Origin of the sequence: Janthinobacterium psychrotolerans, assembly GCF_001677885.1 — a bacterium.
In the GTDB taxonomy this organism is placed as follows: Bacteria; Pseudomonadota; Gammaproteobacteria; order Burkholderiales; family Burkholderiaceae_D; genus Janthinobacterium; species Janthinobacterium psychrotolerans.
Window position 1 is genome coordinate 136,953 of sequence record NZ_LOCQ01000058.1, and the last position, 17,585, is coordinate 154,537.

The window sequence follows — 17,585 nt, forward strand, 5'->3', positions numbered from 1 at the left end:
CCCTATTCGTGTTTTGACTGCTTGCTATTGTAACCATGCAGCGTAAAAACATCGCGCGCTTCTCGCACCAGGCCACAATGGCCTACAATCTCGGCATGAATCAATTGACCCTCGCTCTTCCCTTTGCCCTGCCGCATGCCGCACTGGCTGGCGACCTGATCAAGGCGCTGCAAACACCGGCCCTGGCGGCCCTGATCTCGCGCACCTCCAGCTCCAGCCTGCATGAATTTGACGGCACCACCCGCCTGCTGCCGCACGAAGCGTGGCTGGCGCATGCGCTCGAGCTGGCGCCACCGGCGGCCAGCGACGACGCCGCCGCGCCGTTCGCGGCGGCCGCCATGCGCGGCTTTGGCTTGGCGCCGGAGCCAGGCGCGCGCTATTTTTTGATCCACCCCGTGCATATTGAAATCACGCGCAAGCATTTGATGATGGACGATCTGCGCCAGCTGCAGTTGAGCGAGGCCGACAGCCGCACCCTGTTCGAGCTGGCCCGTCCTTATTTCGACGGCCTGGGCCAGCCGCTGTATTACGGCGACGCCCATACCTGGTTCATGCGCGCCGATGCGTGGAGCGATCTGCGCTGTGCGTCGCCGGACGTGGCCGCCAGCCAGAACCTGGCCGACTGGATGCCCGAAGGCGAGCATGCGCGCGCCTCGCGCCGGCTGCAAAACGAAGTGCAGATGCTGTGGCATGAACACCCGGTCAACCAAGCGCGCGAGGCGCGTGGCCTGAAAACCGTCAACGGCTACTGGCTGTGGGGCGCAAACGAAGCGAAGGCCAGCGCGCCTGCCTGCGCCCACGCCCTGCATGTGAGCTTTGCTCCCGGCTGGCTGTCGGCGCTGGCCGAACCGTCGCGCCGCGATGCCGACCCGGCCAGCATCATCGGCGGCCAGGCCGATGCGCTGGTGGTGCATGCCGGGCTGGTCGAACCTGCCATGGCCCAGGACTGGGGCACCTGGCTGGCGCAACTGCAGGCGCTGGAACAGCTGTGGTTTGCGCCCTTGCTGGCGGCCCTGAAAGATGGCCGCCTGGGCCAGCTGCGCCTGGTGCTGAGCCACCGCGATGGCTGGCTGGACTGCACCACCAGCAAGCATGCGCAGCGCAAATTCTGGCGCGCCCACACCCTGAACAAGTTGACTTCATCATGACACGTACCCGTATCGCCACCCGCCCCTGCCCCTACCGCGAATCCGAACTGCTGCGCCAGGGCGGCATCCACCCCGTGCTGGCCCGGCTGTACGCCTCGCGCGGCCTGTCCAATGCGGCGGAACTGTCGAGCGAATTGACGGCGCTGATACCACCGTCCGGGCTGTTGCATGTCGACGCGGCCGGCGTATTCCTGGCCGACGCGATCGCTGCCAGCAAACGCCTGGTGATCGTGGCCGACTATGACTGCGACGGCGCCACCGCCTGCGCCGTGGCCCTGCGCGGCTTGCGCGCGATGGGCGCCAATGTCGACTTTATCGTGCCGAACCGTTTTGAATACGGCTATGGACTGACGCCTGAAATCGTCGCGCTGACGGCGCGCGAGAAATCGCCCGACATCATCATTACGGTCGACAACGGCATCGCCAGCATCGATGGCGTGGCCGAGGCGAACCGGCGCGGCATCCAGGTGGTCGTGACCGACCATCATTTGCCGGCCGATACGCTGCCCGACGCGGCCGTCATTGTCAACCCGAACCAGCCCGCCTGCGGCTTTCCTTCGAAACACCTGGCCGGCGTGGGGGTGATGTTCTATGTGCTGCTGGCCCTGCGCGCGGAACTGCGCCGGCGCGGCGCCTATGAAACCCTGCCGCAACCCAAACTCGACAACCTGCTCGACCTGGTGGCGCTGGGCACGGTGGCCGACGTGGTGCGGCTCGACTCCAACAACCGCGTGCTGGTGGCGCAAGGCCTGAAACGCATGCGCAAGGGCAATATGCATGCGGGCGTCGCCGCCCTGTTCCGCGTGGCCGGCCGCGAAGCGCGCAGCGCCACGCCGTTCGACCTGGGCTTTGCGCTGGGGCCGCGGCTGAACGCGGCCGGGCGCCTGCAGGACATGTCGCTCGGCATCGAATGTCTGATCACCGACGACGAAGGCCGCGCCTGGGCGCTGGCCCAGCAGCTGAACGACATCAACCTGAAACGCCGCGAGATCGAGGCGGAAATGCAGGACACGGCCCTGCTGCACCTGGACGATTTCGAGCCTGCCAACAGCAGCACCATCAGCGTGTTCGATGAAGCCTGGCACCAGGGCGTGATCGGTATCGTCGCCTCGCGCCTGAAGGAAAAATTCTACCGCCCGACGATCACCTTCGCACCGGGCGCCGACGGCTGGATCAAGGGCTCGGGCCGCTCGATTCCCGGTTTTCACCTGCGCGACGCGCTCGACCTGGTCTCCAAGCGCGCGCCCAGCCTGATCGACAAGTTCGGCGGCCACGCGATGGCGGCCGGCCTCACCATTCGCGCCGACGCCTTTGATGCGTTCTCCAAGGCGTTCGAGGCCGTGGGCCAGGCCTGGCTCAGCCAGCAGCAGCTGGAACGGGTGGTGGAAACGGACGGCCCGCTGGAAGACGCCTATTACACCACCGCCTTTATCGAACTGATGGACGGCCAGGTCTGGGGCCAGGGCTTCGCGCCGCCCGTGTTCTGCGATGAGTTCCGCGTCGTCAGCCAGCGCATCCTCAAGGAACGCCATCTGAAGCTGCTGCTGGAAAAAAACGGCGTGCGCTTCGACGCCATCTGGTTCGGCCATACCGACGCGCTGGGCGAACGCACCCGCGTGGCGTTCCGCCTCGATGCCAATGAATACAATGGCACGACCAAGGTGCAGCTGATGGTCGAGCATGCGGAGCCTGTCTGATAGCACCTGGCCGTTTTGCCAGGTGCCGTAACGCCGTCGGTCTTTTGCAACACCACAATCTGGCGAATTCGTCGTAATGCCGTTCAGTTAAGCTGTCTGATGCATTAAATGCGTAAGGCCTGAAAACGTAGAAACGGCGGGCCGGAGACGCGCTTGGCCCGGTGGGCCTGTGCTGGAGACCGAGGCCTCAATCCGTTTTGCGAGTTTCCTGACAGCGTAGGCGAGCTAACTGAACGGCATTGGCGAATTCGTCGTCCTTTTTATTCAATAAAAAAGGCTATGTCACCCAATACGGTGGGAACGCGCCGCAGTTGCTGAGGTCTAACTGATCAGGTATTTCCTTCCAGGAGCCGATCATGGACACCGCCCAGTGGCAGGCCTTCGCCAGGCAATTTGCGCAACTGTCGCACCGCCAGCGCCTTGCCAGCAGCGACTTGTTGCGCACCAGCGCGCCGCAGGCTGCGGCCGTCACCCTGATCGAGCAGACAGCGCAGGCGCAACTGCATTGTCCGGCATGTCTATCGACACACTTCCACCGCCACGGCCAGGCCCACGGCCTGCAGCGCTATCGCTGCGTACCCTGCCGCAAAACCTTCAACGCCTTGAGCGGCACGCCGCTGGCGCATCTGCACCACAAGGAACGCTGGCTGGCTTATGCCGACTGTCTGCTCAACTCGTTTTCGGTGCGCAAGGCCGCCAGCCAGGTAAGCATCCATCGCAACACCAGTTTTCGCTGGCGCCACCGGTTTCTGGCGCTGGCCAAAACCGACCGGCCACGCTGCCTGCACGGCATCACCGAGGCCGACGACATGTATCTGCTGGAGTCGCAAAAAGGTTCAAGACACATGACGCGGCCGGCGCGCCAGCGCGGTGGCCGCGCCAGCCAGCGTGGCATTTCCAACGAGCAGGTGTGCGTGCTGGTGGCGCGCGACCGCACCGGCCAAACCATCGATTTCGTCGCCGGCCTGGGCCAGCTGACCAAGGCCACACTGCACGCCTGCCTGCCGCCGGTGATCGACCGTGACATTTTATTGGTCAGCGATGGCCATCCTGCCTATCCTGCTTTTGCCAGGGAGATCGGCATCGAACATGCAGCGGTCAACTTGCGCGCTGGCATCCGCGTACGCGGCACGGTGCATGTGCAGAATGTCAACGCCTATCACAGCCGGTTGCGTGGCTGGCTACGTGCGTTTCATGGCGTGGCCACGCGCTACCTGCCCAACTACCTGGGCTGGCGCTGGATACTCGACGCAAAGAGAATATTGTCCCCCGAAAGCTTGCTCAGGGCCACTTTGGGGACGTTCCCACATTTGCTGGTGACATAGCCATAAAAAACGCCGGGGCCAACACGATTTCATGGCCGAAACCGATGTGGCGCACGATTGCGTCGCATTGAACAATTTTCCAAAAATGGAGTATTATTAATCCATAAAAGGAGCCACCATGAATCTAGCCTATGCTTACCCCAAGAGCCGCTTCGAGCCTGCGGTGCTGGTCGACCTGAACGCCAAAGCCGAGCGCGAGCGCTTGTCGCAGGCGGCGCTGAAGGGGTTTTTCAAGCTGGCGGCCGCTTGGCGCCTGCGCGACGACGATGCGCGCGAGCTGCTCGGCGGCCTGTCGAGCAGCGCATATTACGAGTGGAAAAAAAATCCGGACCGGGTGCTGGAAGTGGATCGCATCACGCGCATTTCCTATCTGCTCGGTATCTACAAGGCGTTGCACATTCTGTACGGCGACCAGCTGGCCGACGAATGGGTCAGCCTGCCGAACAAGAACGCCATCTTTGGCGGGCGCACGCCCTTGTCGCAGATGCTGGCCGGTGGCTTGCTGGCCATGCAGACGGTCAGGAAGCTGCTCGACGCGCGCCGTGGCGGGTTGTAACGGTGGCGCGCGCCATCCCTGACGGCCTGCCGCCACGTTCTGCGCTGCGGCAGATCGATACCTGCCGCCTGATCCCGTCGCGCTTTGCGGACATGGAAGACTCGGTGCTGGCGCCGCTGGCCGAGAACAACGAGCACCTGGCCGAGCTGTTCGAACTGGACAACGCCACCAATGCGCGCCTCATCGCCGAGTACGGCGGCACGCCAGGAATTGGCGTGGACGAGCTGGTTTTTGGCGTGCCGCACTTTCGCATTATCAATGCCGCCTACACGTATGCGCGGCCGGAAGGCGCGCGTTTCAACGACAGCGAACGCGGCGCGTGGTATTGCGCCTTCGATATGGACACCGCGCTGGCCGAGATCATTTTCCACAAAACAGTGGAATACCAGGAGATCGATTATTTCACCGACAGCGTCAGCTACCAGTCGCTGCTGGCGGACTTTTCCGCCACCTTCCACGACCTGCGCGGCCAACCCCGCTTCCAGGCCTGCCTGGACCCGGCCAGCTATATCGCCTCGCAGGAGCTGGCGGCCACCCTGCTCGAGGCGGGCTCGATGGGCGTGATTTTCCCCAGTACGCGGCGCCCGGAAGGCACCAACCTGGCCTGCTTCCGCCCGGCCCTGGTGGGCAATGTGCGCAAAGGCGCGGCCTATCGGTTAACATGGCGGGGAACGCCCGTGCCACACATTGAAACGCTCTAGCGGCCGGGCAACTTTCCCATCAAACCAGATTATTCGCATGCAAACCAACCCAGAAAAAGATACCGACCTGCGCCTGAAAGTAAACAGTGAAACCGCCCGCCTGCCCTGGCGCGAGCTGGAAAAGCATTTTGCGCAAGGCAATGTGGTGTGGATCGCCAACGAGCTCGACCTGGTCGAAGTGGCCGTGCGCATCTCGCACGACGACAAGTCGACCATTACGCAATGGATGGCCAACGGCCAGCTGGCCAAGGTGTCGGACCAGCAGGCACTGGACTGGCAGGCGGCCGATGCCTCGCTGTGGGCCGTCGTCGTCAGCCCGTTCATTCTGGTGCAGCAGGACAAACCCACCAAGCACTGACGCCGCAAGCCAGGCGCACCGTGACGCTTACAGCAGCAGGCCGCCCGACGCTTCGATGCGCTGGCCGGTAACCCAGCCGCTACCCTGGGTCAGCAAGGCCGTGGCCATGGCGCCGATATCGTCCGCCTTGGCGGTACGGCCCAGCGCGGTCATCGCGGCCAGTTGCTGGTTCAGGGCGCTGTCGTCACGTACGGCGCCACCACCGAAGTCGGTTTCCGTCGGGCCTGGCGCCAGCGCGTTGACGCTGATGCCGCGCGGACCCAGTTCCAGCGCCATATACCGCGTCAGCACATCGATGCCGCCCTTGGCCGATGCATAGGCGGCGTAGCCCTGGAAGGTAAAGCGCGACAGGCCCGACGAGGTATTGAGGATGCGGCCGCCATCGGCAATCAACGGCAGCAGCTTTTGCGTCAGGAAGAACGTGCCTTTCAGATGCGTGTTGATCATCAGGTCGAACTGTTCTTCCGTGGTCTCGGCCAGGGTGGCGTGCACGCCGCCGCCGGCATTGTTGACCAGATAGTCGAACTGCTGGCGCTGCCAATGCTCGGCCAGCGCGCTGCGCACCTGCTCGGCAAAGCCGGCGAAGGTGGCCGACACCCCCACATCGAGTTGCAGCGCCATCGCGCGCCGCCCCAGCGCCTGTACTTCGCGCACCACCTCGGCGGCCTGCGCCGCGCCGTTCAGATAAGTGATGATGACGTCTACGCCTGCACGGGCCAGATGCAGCGCCGTGCTGCGGCCCAGGCCACGATTGGCGCCGGTGATCAGCGCGATGCGCTGCTTCGGAAGTGGGGTGGAGGCGGTGCTGGTCATGGCATTTCCTTGAACGTTAATAGAGGCAATCACTGTACCGTTCTGTCCATGATTGATAAATCAGCTTAAAATGAAATGACTGTTTTCTATGGAAGAACAATCATGGATTTGTCCGAACTGCGAATTTTTGGACGGGTGGCCGAACTGGGCAGTTTTACCCGCGCCGCCGACCAGCTGGGCATGGCCAAGGGCCGGGTCTCGACCGTGGTGCAGGCACTGGAAGCGAAGATCGGCGCGCGTCTGCTGCAACGGACCACGCGCAGCGTGCGGCTTACGCCCGAGGGCGAACTGTTCCTGGTGCGCTGCAAGGAGTTGCTGACGGATGCGGAACAGCTGCAGGGCATGTTCCAGCTGGCCGCCGGGGAGATACGCGGCCGCGTGCGCATCGACATGCCCAGCATGTTCGCCCAGGAGCTGATCATGCCTCACCTGCCGGCGCTGCTGGCGGCCCACCCGCAACTCGATCTGGGCCTGAGCACCAACGACCGGCAGGTCGACATGGTGCGCGAAGGTTTCGACGCCCTGATCAGGATCGGTCCCTTGCCCGATTCCGATATGGTGGCCCGGCCCCTGGGGTGGCTGGCAATGGCCAACCTCGCCAGCCCCGCCTACCTGGCCGAGCACGGCACGCCGCACACGCTGGCCGACCTGGCCGGCCACCGCCTGGTGTACCACGCGGGCAATTTGCGCAACGAGGAAGCGGCGCTGCGCTGCCTGGTCGACGGTGCGCCGACAGTCGTGCCGATGCGCAGCGCGCTGGCGGTCAACAATTCGGCCTTCATGCAGTCGGCCTGCCTGCGCGGCCTGGGCATCATGCAGGCGGCGCTGCCGACCAACCGCCGCCTGCTCGACAGCGGCCAGCTGGTGGAAGTGCTGCCGGCGTTTCGCAGGGCGCCGGTGCCGGTGACGCTGCTGCTGCCGCACCGCCGGCATATCGCACCGCGGGTGGACATGGTGCTGAACTGGATCGCCCGCGTCACGCGGCCGTCGCTGCTGGAAACGCCGGCGCCGCTGTAGCCGGCCTGGCGCAGCGCTACAGATTGCGCTCGAGCATCAGCCGCAGCGATGCGCTGCCCGGCGTGGCCGTCATGCTCTCGCGCAGGCCCGCATCACCGGCATACGACAGCCCCTGCACCTGCTTTTGACCCAGCAGGTTGGCTAGCGACAGCCTCAGCCGCGTCTTGCCGTCGGGCTGCCAAAGGGCGTAGGCGTCCAGGGTACGGCGCACGCCGGCATAGCTGCCGGCCTGCGCGTCCTGCCGCGCCCAGCCGCCTGTTTGCAGATTCAGGTTGCCGCCCACGCTGGTCATCGGCGAGACCCGGTAGTCCAGCCCCAGGTTCAGGGTGGCCGGCACCTGGCTGGCCAGGCGATTGCCCGGCCCTGGCACGGCGTCGACGCTCGACCAGTTGCGCGCGGCGTTGGCGCGCAGGTCGATCTCGGGCGCATCGGCCAGCCAGGTGCGCAAGGGGAATTTCACATCCATCTCGACGCCGCGCACTTGCGCCACGCCGTTGTTGAACGGGCGGGTGATCCACATACCATTTTGCAAGCTCAACTGCTGCAAGGTCACATCGCTGATGCGGCGCGCGAACGCCGACACGCTGGCCACGCCGCTCTTGCCGAAATAATGTTCATAGGCCGCATCGAGCCCCCACGCCAGTTCCGGGCGCAGCGCGGGATTACCCTGGAAATCGGGATTGGTGGCGCTGTTGGCATTGTTAACGGTGTAGCGGCGTGGCACCAGGTTGCGCGTGGTCGGCGCCTTGTAGGTGCGGGCCAGCGCCAGGCGCAGCTGGTCGCGCGCCGTGCCGGGCAGCTTCCACAGCAGCTGCGCCACCGGGCTCCACACGCCGGAACTGGATCGCACCGGCGGCAAGGTGCGCCCTTCGGTGGTGGTGCGCAGCCCTTCCCAGCGTATGCCGGCATAGACTTGCAGGCGCTGCGTCATGTCCCACTCATCCTGCGCAAAGACGGCCAGCCGGCCCACGTTGGCAATGTAGTCTTCGTCGAGCGCATAAGGCTGGCCGCCGGCAAAGAAGGTATCGCGCTGGCGGCGCGCTTCGCTGCGGCGGATCGCGCCGCCGTCCCAGCCCACGCTCAGCGCGTGGCCGGCCGCCAGCCGCGCCAGGTATTTGCCGCTGCTGGTCAAGCTGTCGTCGATGGCGTTCGATATTACCGCACGCAGCAGCAGCGGCGCATCGTCGCTGCCGCTGCCTTGAAATGCGTAATCCGTATCGCGCCGGCTGTGGTTGAGGCCCAGCTTGACGCTCAGCTTGCCGGCCGTGCCGAACGAGTGTACCCAGCTGGCATCGCTGCGCGCCGAAAAAATGCTGGCCCGGGCAGTGGCGTCATTATGCGGATAGTCGCTGGCCGGGCCCAGCACCAGCGTTTCACGCGCAGCGCCGTCGAAGCGCGTGCGAGACCAGTCAAGCAAGGTGAGCCAGGTGATGCTGTCGCCATGGTCCAGGGTCCAGTTCAGGCGCGGACTCAGGCTGGCCTTGTTGACGGACGAGGCGTTGCGCGACTGCATGCGGCGCAGCGCCAGCAGCTGACCCTGCGGACCGAACGCACGCTCGGTGGTCATGGGTGACGTGTCGTCCGCGGTGCGATCCAGCGCGCCCGTGACGGCATAGGCAAACCCTGACAACTTGTCGGCAACGCGCAGCGAGGCAGAAGGATTGAAGCGCTCATCGACGCGCCCGCTGCCCAGCTTCCACTCATGCTCGGCGTGGCTGGCGCCCTTGCGCAATACCAGGTTGATGCTGCCGGCCACCGCCTGCATGCTGTATTCGGCCGTCGCGCTGCGCATGATTTCGATGCGCTCGATCATCTCGGGCGCCATCGACTCGATCGAAAAGCCCGGTGGCGCCGGGTCGCCATTGATCAGGATTTGCGTATAGCCGGCGCCCAGGCCGCGCATGCGCACTTCGTTGCCGACCACCGATACGCCGGGCTGGCGTTTCAACACGGCGGCGAGGTTATTGTCGCCATACTGGCCGCTCTCGTCGCGGCCGATAATGATACGGGCGGCCGTATCGGCTTCGCGCTGGACCGTGCCACTGGCGGCGGAGACTTCGACTTTTTGCAGCGTGCCATCGTCGGCGCAGGCCACGCCGGAGAGCAGCAATAAAGCAAGGGGGCGATACCTGAAGTTGCTGCGCATGAGAGCTGCTCTACACCACGTGAGGGAGCGCGCAGTGTAGAGGATTTGACAAGCCAAAGCCAGCTTGATTATTTCAAGCTGTATATACCCGACTGCGGCGGACAGTGTGCGCAAAAGCGATGTCTATCGGTTAACATGGCAGCCATTCACTGATAACCAACTGACTTTGCATGCAAACCAAGCCAGATACCCCTACTCTACGACTGCGCACACTCATCACTGCCGACGCCCTCGAACGCATGGCGCCAGACCTCGAAGCGCACTTCCACGCCAGATTGCTGGCGAACCGGGTACGCGGCGGCGTCGAGCAGCGGCTGCGGGCCAGCGAGCGGCGGATGCAACAGGCGTTCACCCGCGCGCCCGGAGTCCACGCCGTGATGGTGTGGAGCAGCGTGATCGGCCTGGCGACGGCGGCCGCTTTTGCCGTGGGCGGCGGCCTGCTGGTGCACGGCGTTCGGCTGGACATTATTTGCATGGCTTTTTTCGGCCTGATTTTTGCCTTGCTGGTGCTGGTGCCACGCGTGATCCGCTGGCAGCAGCAGCCGTGGGAATGGCTGTGGCGCACCCTGGCGCGCCGCCTGGCCAGCCAACAGCTGAAAAGCGCGCGCGCACTGGCGCCGTTCGAGGCGCAATACGACATTGACGATACCGGCGCCGAAGGCAAGCGGGTTACCTATACGCGCATCACCAAGGACGCCGCCACCGTACGCTGGACCCGCACGGTGGCAGGTCCCGGCATTTTCGGCGACGGCTACAGCCTGTTTTTCGAACCCTCCCCATCGATGCGTTGCGTGCTGCTGCTGCATGCACGCGATGCGCGGCTGGAAGCGATGTTTGCTCAGTGCCCGCCGCCCAGGTAGGCCGCGATCACCTTCGGATCGGTTTTCAGGCTGTGCGCCGGCCCGTGCACCGAAATGCTGCCGTTTTCCAGCACATAGCCATAATCGGCGACATTCAGGGCGGCGGCGGCGAACTGCTCCACCAGCAGCATGGTCACGCCCTCGCCCTTCAGGCGCGTGATAATGCGGAACACTTCCTCGACCAGGATGGGCGCCAGGCCCATCGACGGTTCGTCGAGCAGGATCACTTCCGGGTTCAGCATCACGGCGCGCGCCATGGCCAGCATCTGCTGCTCGCCGCCGGACAAGGTGCCGGCCAGCTGGTGCTGGCGCTCCTTCAGGCGCGGAAACAGCTCCAGCGCTTTTTCCAGGTCGCGCTTGATGTCGCCCTTGGGCCGCGCCCGCGTAAAGCGGGGAAAGGCGCCCAGCAGCAGATTGTCGGTGACCGACATCGAGGCGAACACGCGCCGCCCTTCCGGCGAATGGGCCAGGCCGGCGCGGGCGATTCGGTGCGAATCGAGACCCGTCACGTCCTTGCCGCCCAGGGTGACACTGCCCGCCTTCGGCTTGATCATGCCGGAAATGGCGCGCATGGTGGTGGTCTTGCCGGCGCCGTTCGAGCCGATCAGGGTCACCAGCTTGCCTTTGGGCACCTCCAGCGAAATACCGTGCAGCACTTCCACTTTGCCGTAGGCGGCGTGCAGATTGTTAATGGTCAGCATGGTCTTCCTTTCAGTGGGGCGCGGTGGCCAGGGTCTCTTCGCTGCCGCCCAGGTAGGCTTCGATCACTTTCGGGTCGCTCTGTACCGCGCTCGGGATGCCTTCGGCAATCTTCTGGCCGAAGTCCAGCACGGTTACCACGTCGGACAGGGCCATCACCACATCCATATGGTGCTCGATCAGGATGATGGTGATGCCGTGTTCGCGGATCTTGCGGATAATCGCCATCAGCTCCTTGATATCGGGCGCCGTCAGGCCGGCGGCCGGCTCGTCGAGCAGCAGCAGGCGCGGATTGAGCCCCAGCGCGCGGCCGATCTCCAGCAGCCGCTGCTTGCCATAAGGCAGGTTGCGCGCCTCCTCATTGGCCAGGTCCGCCAGGCCGACGAATTCGAGGATGCTGGCGGCCCGCGCGCGCGCCGCCTTTTCCTCGCGCTTGTAGCGCGGCGTCTGCAGCATCACGTCCAGCACGTTCGACTGGAACGTGTTGTGCAGGCCCACCAGCACGTTTTCGGTGGCCGTCATTTCGCCGAACAGCTGCACGTTCTGGAAGGTGCGTGCCACGCCGCCCAGGGCAATTTCGGACGGCGTGCGGCCCGAAATGACGGCGCCGGCGAATTCCACCTTGCCGGCGGTCGGCTTGTAGATGCCGGTCAGCACATTCATCATGGTGCTCTTGCCCGAACCGTTGGGGCCGATCAGGCCGTGGACGGAACCTTGGGTGACGTTCAGGTCGACCTGGTTCAGCGCCTTCAGGCCGCCGAACTGCATCAGCGCCTGGTCGACGCGCAGCAGGGTCGTGCCTTGAACGCCGCCCTGGGCGTGGTCGAATGGCGCCACGCCGCTGGCGGCCACGGCGGCCACATGGCGCCGGCCCTTGCCGACAAAGCTCATCAGAAAGCCGACGATGCCGTCTTGCAGGTAGTACACGACGAACAGGGTCATCAGGCCGAAGATGGTCAATCGCCAGTCCACCATATTGTCGAGCTTGTAGGAAAACGCGGCCAGGCCAATGGTGGCGACCACCGGCACGATCACGCCGCGCACGGTAGTACGTTTCTTGGCCAGCATGATGGCCGAGCCGACCACGCCCAGCACGGCGGCGGTGACCGCAATCTTGCGGAACAGTTCGATGTCCGACAGCAGGCTGGGCAGCATCACGACGATCAGCGCGCCGATCAGGGAGCCCGAACGCGTCTTGCGCCCACCCATGATCACGGCCAGCAGGAACAGAATGGTCAGCTCGAAGTTGTAGGTATTGGGCGAAATATATTCTTCCGAATACGCATACAGGCTGCCGGCCAGGCCGGCGAAACCGGCGCTGATGACGAAGGCATACACCTTGTAGCGGTAGACCGACACGCCCATGCAGTCGGACGCGATCGGGCTGTCGCGCAGCGCCTCGAACGCGCGCCCCAGATTCGATTTCAGGATGCGGTGCACGACGATCAGCGAGATCACCATCAATGCCGCCACCATATAGTAATACTCGACCTCGGACAGTTTATGGCCGAACATCGACGGCTTGTGGATCTTGATGCCCATCGGGCCTTCCGTCAGGAAGCTCATTTCATTGATCAGTATCTGCACGATGGTGCCGAACGCCAGGGTCACCATGGCCAGATACGGCCCGGTCACGCGCAGGGCCGGCAGGGCCAGGATGGCGCCGAACACGGCCGCACCGAAGATGCTGGCCGGCATGGCCAGCCAGAACGGCAGGCCCAGCTTGAACACCAGCACGCCGGTGGCATACGAGCCGATGCCGAACAGGCCGGCGTGGCCCAGCGACACCTGGCCCGTGTAGCCGACCACGATATCGAGGCCGAACAGCAGGATGGCATAGATCAGGATGGTTTCGGCCAGGTGAATATAATAGGGATTGGGGATGACGACCGGGAACAGCGCGAGCAAGGCCAGTCCCGCCGCGCACAGCGCCAGCTTGGTGAGTTTGTTCATGTTTGCCTCAGACTTTCTTGATCGCGGCTTTGCCGAACAGGCCGGACGGCTTGATGGCCAGCACCAGCAGCAGCAACAGCAGGCCCGGCACTTCCTTGTAGCCGGTGGAGATGTAATAGCCGGTGGTGGTCTCGGCGATACCGAGGATCAGGCCGCCGACAATGGCGCCCACGCCCGAGGTCAGCCCGCCGATAATCGCCACCGCAAACGCTTTCAGGCCCAGCGAGGCGCCCATGGTGGCGCCCGTCAGGGTCAATGGCGCGACCAGCACGCCGGCGAACGCGGCCGTGGCGGACGACAGCGCATACGAAAACGTGATCACCATGCCGGTATTGATGCCCATCAAACCGGCGGCGTCGCGGTCATTGGCGGTGGCCACCACGGCCTTGCCATAGATCGACTTGCGGTTGAACAGTTCGACCGCCAGCATGATGGCCAGCGCGCCGATGATGACGGCCACCTGCATCTGCTGCACATTGGCGCCGAACACCTGGAACGGCGCGGCCGACAGCGGCGACGGGAACATCAGGTCGTCCTTGCCCCAGATATTTTCCGCCACATTCTTGAAAATGATGGCCAGCGCGATGGTCGACATGATCCAGCCGAACTCGGACTTGATCTTGATGGCCGGGCGCACGCCGATCCACTCGACGAACACGCCCTGCAGCGCGCCGAAGGCGATGACGATGGGAATCATCAGCAGATAGCTCATGTAGGGGCCGCCGTGGATGCTGCCCACCAGGGACAGGCCGACAAGCGCGCCCAGCATCAGCGATTCGCCCTGGCCGAAATTGAGCGTGCCGGAAGTGGCAAAGGTGAGTTGGTAGCCGAAGGCGATGACGGCGTAAATCATGCCCAATGCTACGCCGCTAAACACGAGCTGCAGAAAGATTTCCATGGTATTCCCCGTGTGGCGGCAGCCTGGCAGCTGCCGACGGACGACAAAAGAATGGCCAGGCTTGAATCAATCAAGGCTGGCCACAGGACAAGTGACGGGCGAGGCGGCTTATTTGGCCTGCACGACCTTGCCGTCCTTGACTTCGCCAAACACCGTCAGGTCGGCGGTAATCGCCTCGTGATCGGTCTTGCTGAACGGTTTGTCGTAGGTGGTGACGGCGCCTTCCACTTTTTCCGTCAGGTTTTCCAGCGCGGCGCGCACTTTCGGGCCGTCCGTGCCGCCGGCCTGCTTGAAGGCGGCGGCCAGCAGGTAGATGGAATCATAGCCTTGCGCGGCCGAGACGGCCGACGGCATGCGGCCGCCCGATGGCTTGTAGGTGGCGACATAGGCGTCGATAAAGGCCTTGCGCTTGGGCGTGCTGGCGTCCTGGATAAAGGTTTGCGGCATGCGCGTGCCGTTGCCGTTCTTGCCGGCATTGTCGATGAAGTTGCCCATGGCCAGGGTCCAGCTGCCGATCATCGGCACTTTCCAGCCCAGTTTTTCCATGCCGTTGGCGATCTGCGCCAGCTCCGGGCCAATGCCGTAGGTCAGCACCACTTCCGCGCCGGCCTGCTTGGCTTTCAGCAATTGGGCCGTCATGTCGACGTCCTTGATATTGTATTTCTCGACCACCACCGCTTTCAGGCCTTTTTTGTCGAGCGCCTTTTCCAGGTCTTCGCGGCCCAGCTGGCCGTAGTTGGTGGAGTCGGCCAGGATCGCCACTTTCTTGAAATTGCGGCGCGTGACGGCTTCCTCGACGATCATGTGCGACTGGATCTGGTCGTTGGCGGCGTTACGGAAAATATAGTTTTCAGGCTGGTCGGCAAATTGTCTGGTGACGATGGAACCGGTGGCCACATTGTTCATTACCGGAATCTTGGCTTCCTGGTAGAAGCGCTGCGAGGCCAGCGCCACGCCGGTATTGATATAGCCGACGGTGGCGGCCACTTTTTCCTTGTTGATCAGTTCCTGGGCGATCTGCACGCCGCGTTCGTTCTTGGCTTCGTCATCGCGCTCGATCAGCAACAGCGAACGGCCCAGCACGCCGCCCTTGGCATTGATTTCCGCCACGGCCAGCTTGACGCCGTCGCGCATCGACACGCCCATCGGCGCCGAACCGCCCGTAAACGGACCCGATACGCCAATCTTGATGGGGTCGGCTGCCACCGCCATTTGCGAGAAACCCAACACCAAACTTGCCACGAGCAATTTCTGTTTGAACTTCATTGTCATCTCCTCTGATACAACGTTTTTGAGCCACTTATTTTTATAGTCGTACGCTGGATAACCGCCCCATCGATAAATCATTGTAGGGTAGTAATGTGGCACCAGCAACAACTACATATGACGCGTCGCAACATATCAAAAACCACATATTGCTGCGCTGCCTGTCAGTATTCTGTAAGGAATCTGTGGCGTAAAACCGGCACACCACAGCACTTCAAACGGGCTGATCTGGCGCAAAACCGTGCCAAGCCGCCGTGCTAAGGTCGGCCATGCCGGCGCGCGTGCGCGGGCTTGATTTACCTGGAGGCCCTATGCGATACCCCGCCTTTCTTCCATCCCGCCCTATCCTGATCAGCCTGCTGGCAGCGTCGTTCCTGAGCGCCTGCGCCAGCAAGCAGGGACCGGTTCGCAGCATGGGCGAGCAGACGCAAAAGCTGTCCGCCGTGGCCCACCCCATGCTGGCCGGCGCCGCCGACAGCTGCATCGCCAAGGCCATGCGCCAGCAACTGATCATGGCCATGCGCTTTGACGCTCAGGCCAGCGAACAGGCGGCGCGCCAGCGCTGTGCCATGGAAGAAAAAATGAGTCCGCGGCTGGTGGCGCTCAATGAAATACTGCTTGCCTACGGCAAGCTGCTGGTCGACACGGCCGATGGTAAATTGCCGTCTTACAAAGAACAGTACAAGGGACTCGGCGATGCGCTGGCAGGACTGGCGCAGCCCGGCAGCGGCGCGCCGCTGCTCGACGCCAGCCAGTTGTCGGTGGTGATGAAACTGGCGCAATACATGAATACGCTGGCAACCCAGCGCATGCAAAAGGCCAGCCTGCGCGAGCTGCTCGCGCATCAGGAAGCAATCACCATCGTCAGTAATGCCTTGAAGGAATATGCATTGCGCGTTCACCTGCCGAATTTGCGCGAGGAAGCGCGTGAAGTCGATCAGTTGCGCGGCGCCGTGGGCGCCATGTCGGCTGCGGAACCGCTGGCCGCCAATTATGTCGGCAGCCATCTCTATCAGGAACGCAAGCTGCTGGCCCGGCGGCAGGAGGCCGCCACCGCTTATGCGCAGGCCGTGGACGCCATGCAGCAAAGCCTGGCCGGGCTGGCCACGTCTGTTGATAGCCCACAGGACCCGCAATGGCAGGCACAGGTCGACGCGTTTGCGCAGCGCGTGGCCATGCTGGAACGCCAGGCAGCCCTGCCCTCGCCGTCGCGCTGGTAACTGACAGGAGAAACCCATGGCCACGCCATATGCACTGACAAAAGAAGCCACCTACGCCATCGCCGACAATCTGGCCCAGGCGTCGAGCCTGGTGCTGGACTTGCGCATCCGCCTGCGCACCAGCCTGTCCAATGACGAGCAGGCGCTGCTGGAAAAGCATGAAGATCACCTGGATATGCTGGTCTCGCTGTTTCGCGCCTACGGCATTTATCTGATCACCGAAGATGCGCAACAGGCCAGCAGCGAGCTGGTGCAGGCGATCGACAAGGGCAAGGCCCGGCTCAAGCGCACTACCGATGTCAAGGCCGGCATCGACACGGCGGCCAGGCTGGTCGACCTGGGCGCCGCCATCTTGTCGCGTGATCCGGTAGCGGTGCTGGAGGCAGCCGCCAGCCTGCGCAGCAAGCCAAAGAAAGACGCGGCGGCAGGCTGATTACGGCTCAGGCTGGCGGTGGCCCATCGCGTGTTCCGCCATCCTGAAGTACAGCGCCGACTGCTTCAGGTCTTTTGCATAAGCCATCGTTCCTTCCTGCAGGGCGATGGCTTTTTGCAGCAAGGCTTCCGGGTACTCCAGCGCGCAGGCGGCGTCGAGCCAGCGGCGCGCCCGGGCCGCATCGCGGCCGGCCAGCATATTGGCGGCGATAAACATGGCCGGCGCCACCTGCCGCTCCCCCGCCAGTTCCAGCCAGCGCAAGGCGGTCGCACTGTCCTGTACGCCACCGATGCCGTTCTTGAACATCAGCCCCAGATAGTAAGCCGCCGCGCCACTGCCCTGGCCGGCTGCCTGTTCAAACAGCTGGCGCGCCTGTGGTCCACCCGCTTCGCCAGAGCGCATCAGGACCTTGGCCTGATCCACTTGCCCTGCCGCGTCCAGGGCGTCGGCCCCTGGCGCGGTGATGAGCATTACCGCGACAAGAATTGCCTTGAA

17 protein-coding genes are annotated in these 17,585 nt (G+C 63.8%); 10 read left to right on the forward strand and 7 right to left on the reverse strand.

Features of this window, described 5'->3' with window-relative positions:
- The first annotated feature begins 35 nt into the window (after window positions 1-35).
- From ASR47_RS17470 to ASR47_RS17495, 6 genes are all read left to right on the forward strand, one after another.
- Window positions 36-1,148 (forward strand): hypothetical protein, encoded by a 1,113-nt coding sequence (locus ASR47_RS17470; RefSeq protein ID WP_245714388.1) that lies wholly within the window; start codon window positions 36-38, stop codon window positions 1,146-1,148.
- A complete protein-coding gene (gene recJ / locus ASR47_RS17475; protein WP_065309062.1) occupies window positions 1,145-2,845 on the forward strand; it encodes a single-stranded-DNA-specific exonuclease RecJ in 1,701 nt (566 codons plus the stop codon). Before ASR47_RS17470 ends, recJ begins: the two co-directional genes overlap by 4 nt.
- Window positions 2,846-3,201: 356 nt before the next feature.
- Window positions 3,202-4,170 (forward strand): IS1595 family transposase, encoded by a 969-nt coding sequence (locus ASR47_RS17480; protein WP_065309063.1) that lies wholly within the window; start codon window positions 3,202-3,204, stop codon window positions 4,168-4,170.
- A gap of 118 nt (window positions 4,171-4,288) precedes the next feature.
- Window positions 4,289-4,726, forward strand: coding sequence for an antitoxin Xre/MbcA/ParS toxin-binding domain-containing protein (locus tag ASR47_RS17485; RefSeq protein WP_065309064.1), 438 nt, complete (start codon window positions 4,289-4,291; stop codon window positions 4,724-4,726).
- Between the two features lie 2 nt (window positions 4,727-4,728).
- Window positions 4,729-5,427 (forward strand): RES family NAD+ phosphorylase, encoded by a 699-nt coding sequence (locus ASR47_RS17490; protein ID WP_425402741.1) that lies wholly within the window; start codon window positions 4,729-4,731, stop codon window positions 5,425-5,427.
- A 37-nt stretch (window positions 5,428-5,464) separates the two neighbouring features.
- On the forward strand, window positions 5,465-5,785 hold the full coding sequence (locus ASR47_RS17495; RefSeq protein ID WP_065309065.1) for a DUF2288 domain-containing protein: 321 nt from the start codon (window positions 5,465-5,467) through the stop codon (window positions 5,783-5,785).
- Between the two features lie 27 nt (window positions 5,786-5,812).
- Here ASR47_RS17495 and ASR47_RS17500 read toward each other — a convergent pair whose 3' ends face one another.
- On the reverse strand, window positions 5,813-6,598 hold the full coding sequence (locus tag ASR47_RS17500; RefSeq protein WP_065309066.1) for an SDR family NAD(P)-dependent oxidoreductase: 786 nt from the start codon (window positions 6,596-6,598) through the stop codon (window positions 5,813-5,815).
- A 102-nt stretch (window positions 6,599-6,700) separates the two neighbouring features.
- Here ASR47_RS17500 and ASR47_RS17505 point away from each other — a divergent pair, with 102 nt between their 5' ends.
- Complete coding sequence (locus ASR47_RS17505) at window positions 6,701-7,615, forward strand: LysR family transcriptional regulator (RefSeq protein WP_065309067.1); 915 nt, start codon at window positions 6,701-6,703, stop codon at window positions 7,613-7,615.
- Window positions 7,616-7,631: 16 nt separating this feature from the next.
- Here the strand turns inward: ASR47_RS17505 and ASR47_RS17510 are convergent, their stop codons facing one another.
- Window positions 7,632-9,761 (reverse strand): TonB-dependent receptor plug domain-containing protein, encoded by a 2,130-nt coding sequence (locus tag ASR47_RS17510; RefSeq protein ID WP_245714389.1) that lies wholly within the window; start codon window positions 9,759-9,761, stop codon window positions 7,632-7,634.
- A 170-nt stretch (window positions 9,762-9,931) separates the two neighbouring features.
- Between ASR47_RS17510 and ASR47_RS17515 the strand changes: the two genes are divergently transcribed.
- Entirely contained in the window at window positions 9,932-10,621 is a 690-nt protein-coding gene (locus ASR47_RS17515; protein ID WP_150127854.1) for a hypothetical protein, read from the forward strand.
- Here ASR47_RS17515 and ASR47_RS17520 read toward each other — a convergent pair.
- The 4 genes from ASR47_RS17520 to ASR47_RS17535 form a co-directional block, all read right to left on the reverse strand.
- Entirely contained in the window at window positions 10,600-11,322 is a 723-nt protein-coding gene (locus ASR47_RS17520) for an ABC transporter ATP-binding protein (protein WP_065309069.1), read from the reverse strand. The two genes, ASR47_RS17515 and ASR47_RS17520, sit on opposite strands and share 22 nt — an antisense overlap.
- Before the next feature lie 10 nt (window positions 11,323-11,332).
- A complete protein-coding gene (locus ASR47_RS17525; RefSeq protein ID WP_065309070.1) occupies window positions 11,333-13,273 on the reverse strand; it encodes a branched-chain amino acid ABC transporter ATP-binding protein/permease in 1,941 nt (646 codons plus the stop codon).
- Between the two features lie 7 nt (window positions 13,274-13,280).
- Window positions 13,281-14,171: a branched-chain amino acid ABC transporter permease gene (locus tag ASR47_RS17530; protein ID WP_065309071.1), complete on the reverse strand. Its 891-nt coding sequence runs from the start codon at window positions 14,169-14,171 to the stop codon at window positions 13,281-13,283.
- A 108-nt stretch (window positions 14,172-14,279) separates the two neighbouring features.
- On the reverse strand, window positions 14,280-15,437 hold the full coding sequence (locus ASR47_RS17535) for an ABC transporter substrate-binding protein (protein ID WP_065309072.1): 1,158 nt from the start codon (window positions 15,435-15,437) through the stop codon (window positions 14,280-14,282).
- Window positions 15,438-15,748: 311 nt separating this feature from the next.
- Between ASR47_RS17535 and ASR47_RS17540 the strand changes: the two genes are divergently transcribed.
- Together ASR47_RS17540 and ASR47_RS17545 are read left to right on the forward strand one after the other, a co-directional pair.
- Complete coding sequence (locus tag ASR47_RS17540) at window positions 15,749-16,657, forward strand: hypothetical protein (RefSeq protein ID WP_065309073.1); 909 nt, start codon at window positions 15,749-15,751, stop codon at window positions 16,655-16,657.
- Between the two features lie 16 nt (window positions 16,658-16,673).
- A complete protein-coding gene (locus ASR47_RS17545) occupies window positions 16,674-17,090 on the forward strand; it encodes a hypothetical protein (RefSeq protein WP_065309074.1) in 417 nt (138 codons plus the stop codon).
- Here ASR47_RS17545 and ASR47_RS17550 read toward each other — a convergent pair whose 3' ends face one another.
- A complete protein-coding gene (locus ASR47_RS17550; RefSeq protein ID WP_065309075.1) occupies window positions 17,091-17,561 on the reverse strand; it encodes an SEL1-like repeat protein in 471 nt (156 codons plus the stop codon).
- Window positions 17,562-17,585 lie beyond the last annotated feature (24 nt).

Excerpts from the sequence above, each read along its gene's own strand:
- ASR47_RS17470 (WP_245714388.1), top strand. The coding sequence starts at position 36 with ATGCAGCGTAAAAACATCGCGCGCTTCTCGCACCAGGCCACAATGGCC.
- recJ (WP_065309062.1), top strand. The coding sequence starts at position 1,145 with ATGACACGTACCCGTATCGCCACCCGCCCCTGCCCCTACCGCGAATCC.
- ASR47_RS17480 (WP_065309063.1), top strand. The coding sequence starts at position 3,202 with ATGGACACCGCCCAGTGGCAGGCCTTCGCCAGGCAATTTGCGCAACTG.
- ASR47_RS17485 (WP_065309064.1), top strand. The coding sequence starts at position 4,289 with ATGAATCTAGCCTATGCTTACCCCAAGAGCCGCTTCGAGCCTGCGGTG.
- ASR47_RS17495 (WP_065309065.1), top strand. The coding sequence starts at position 5,465 with ATGCAAACCAACCCAGAAAAAGATACCGACCTGCGCCTGAAAGTAAAC.
- ASR47_RS17500 (WP_065309066.1), bottom strand. The coding sequence starts at position 6,598 with ATGACCAGCACCGCCTCCACCCCACTTCCGAAGCAGCGCATCGCGCTG.
- ASR47_RS17505 (WP_065309067.1), top strand. The coding sequence starts at position 6,701 with ATGGATTTGTCCGAACTGCGAATTTTTGGACGGGTGGCCGAACTGGGC.
- ASR47_RS17510 (WP_245714389.1), bottom strand. The coding sequence starts at position 9,761 with ATGCGCAGCAACTTCAGGTATCGCCCCCTTGCTTTATTGCTGCTCTCC.
- ASR47_RS17515 (WP_150127854.1), top strand. The coding sequence starts at position 9,932 with ATGCAAACCAAGCCAGATACCCCTACTCTACGACTGCGCACACTCATC.
- ASR47_RS17520 (WP_065309069.1), bottom strand. The coding sequence starts at position 11,322 with ATGCTGACCATTAACAATCTGCACGCCGCCTACGGCAAAGTGGAAGTG.
- ASR47_RS17525 (WP_065309070.1), bottom strand. The coding sequence starts at position 13,273 with ATGAACAAACTCACCAAGCTGGCGCTGTGCGCGGCGGGACTGGCCTTG.
- ASR47_RS17530 (WP_065309071.1), bottom strand. The coding sequence starts at position 14,171 with ATGGAAATCTTTCTGCAGCTCGTGTTTAGCGGCGTAGCATTGGGCATG.
- ASR47_RS17535 (WP_065309072.1), bottom strand. The coding sequence starts at position 15,437 with ATGAAGTTCAAACAGAAATTGCTCGTGGCAAGTTTGGTGTTGGGTTTC.
- ASR47_RS17540 (WP_065309073.1), top strand. The coding sequence starts at position 15,749 with ATGCGATACCCCGCCTTTCTTCCATCCCGCCCTATCCTGATCAGCCTG.
- ASR47_RS17545 (WP_065309074.1), top strand. The coding sequence starts at position 16,674 with ATGGCCACGCCATATGCACTGACAAAAGAAGCCACCTACGCCATCGCC.
- ASR47_RS17550 (WP_065309075.1), bottom strand. The coding sequence starts at position 17,561 with ATGCTCATCACCGCGCCAGGGGCCGACGCCCTGGACGCGGCAGGGCAA.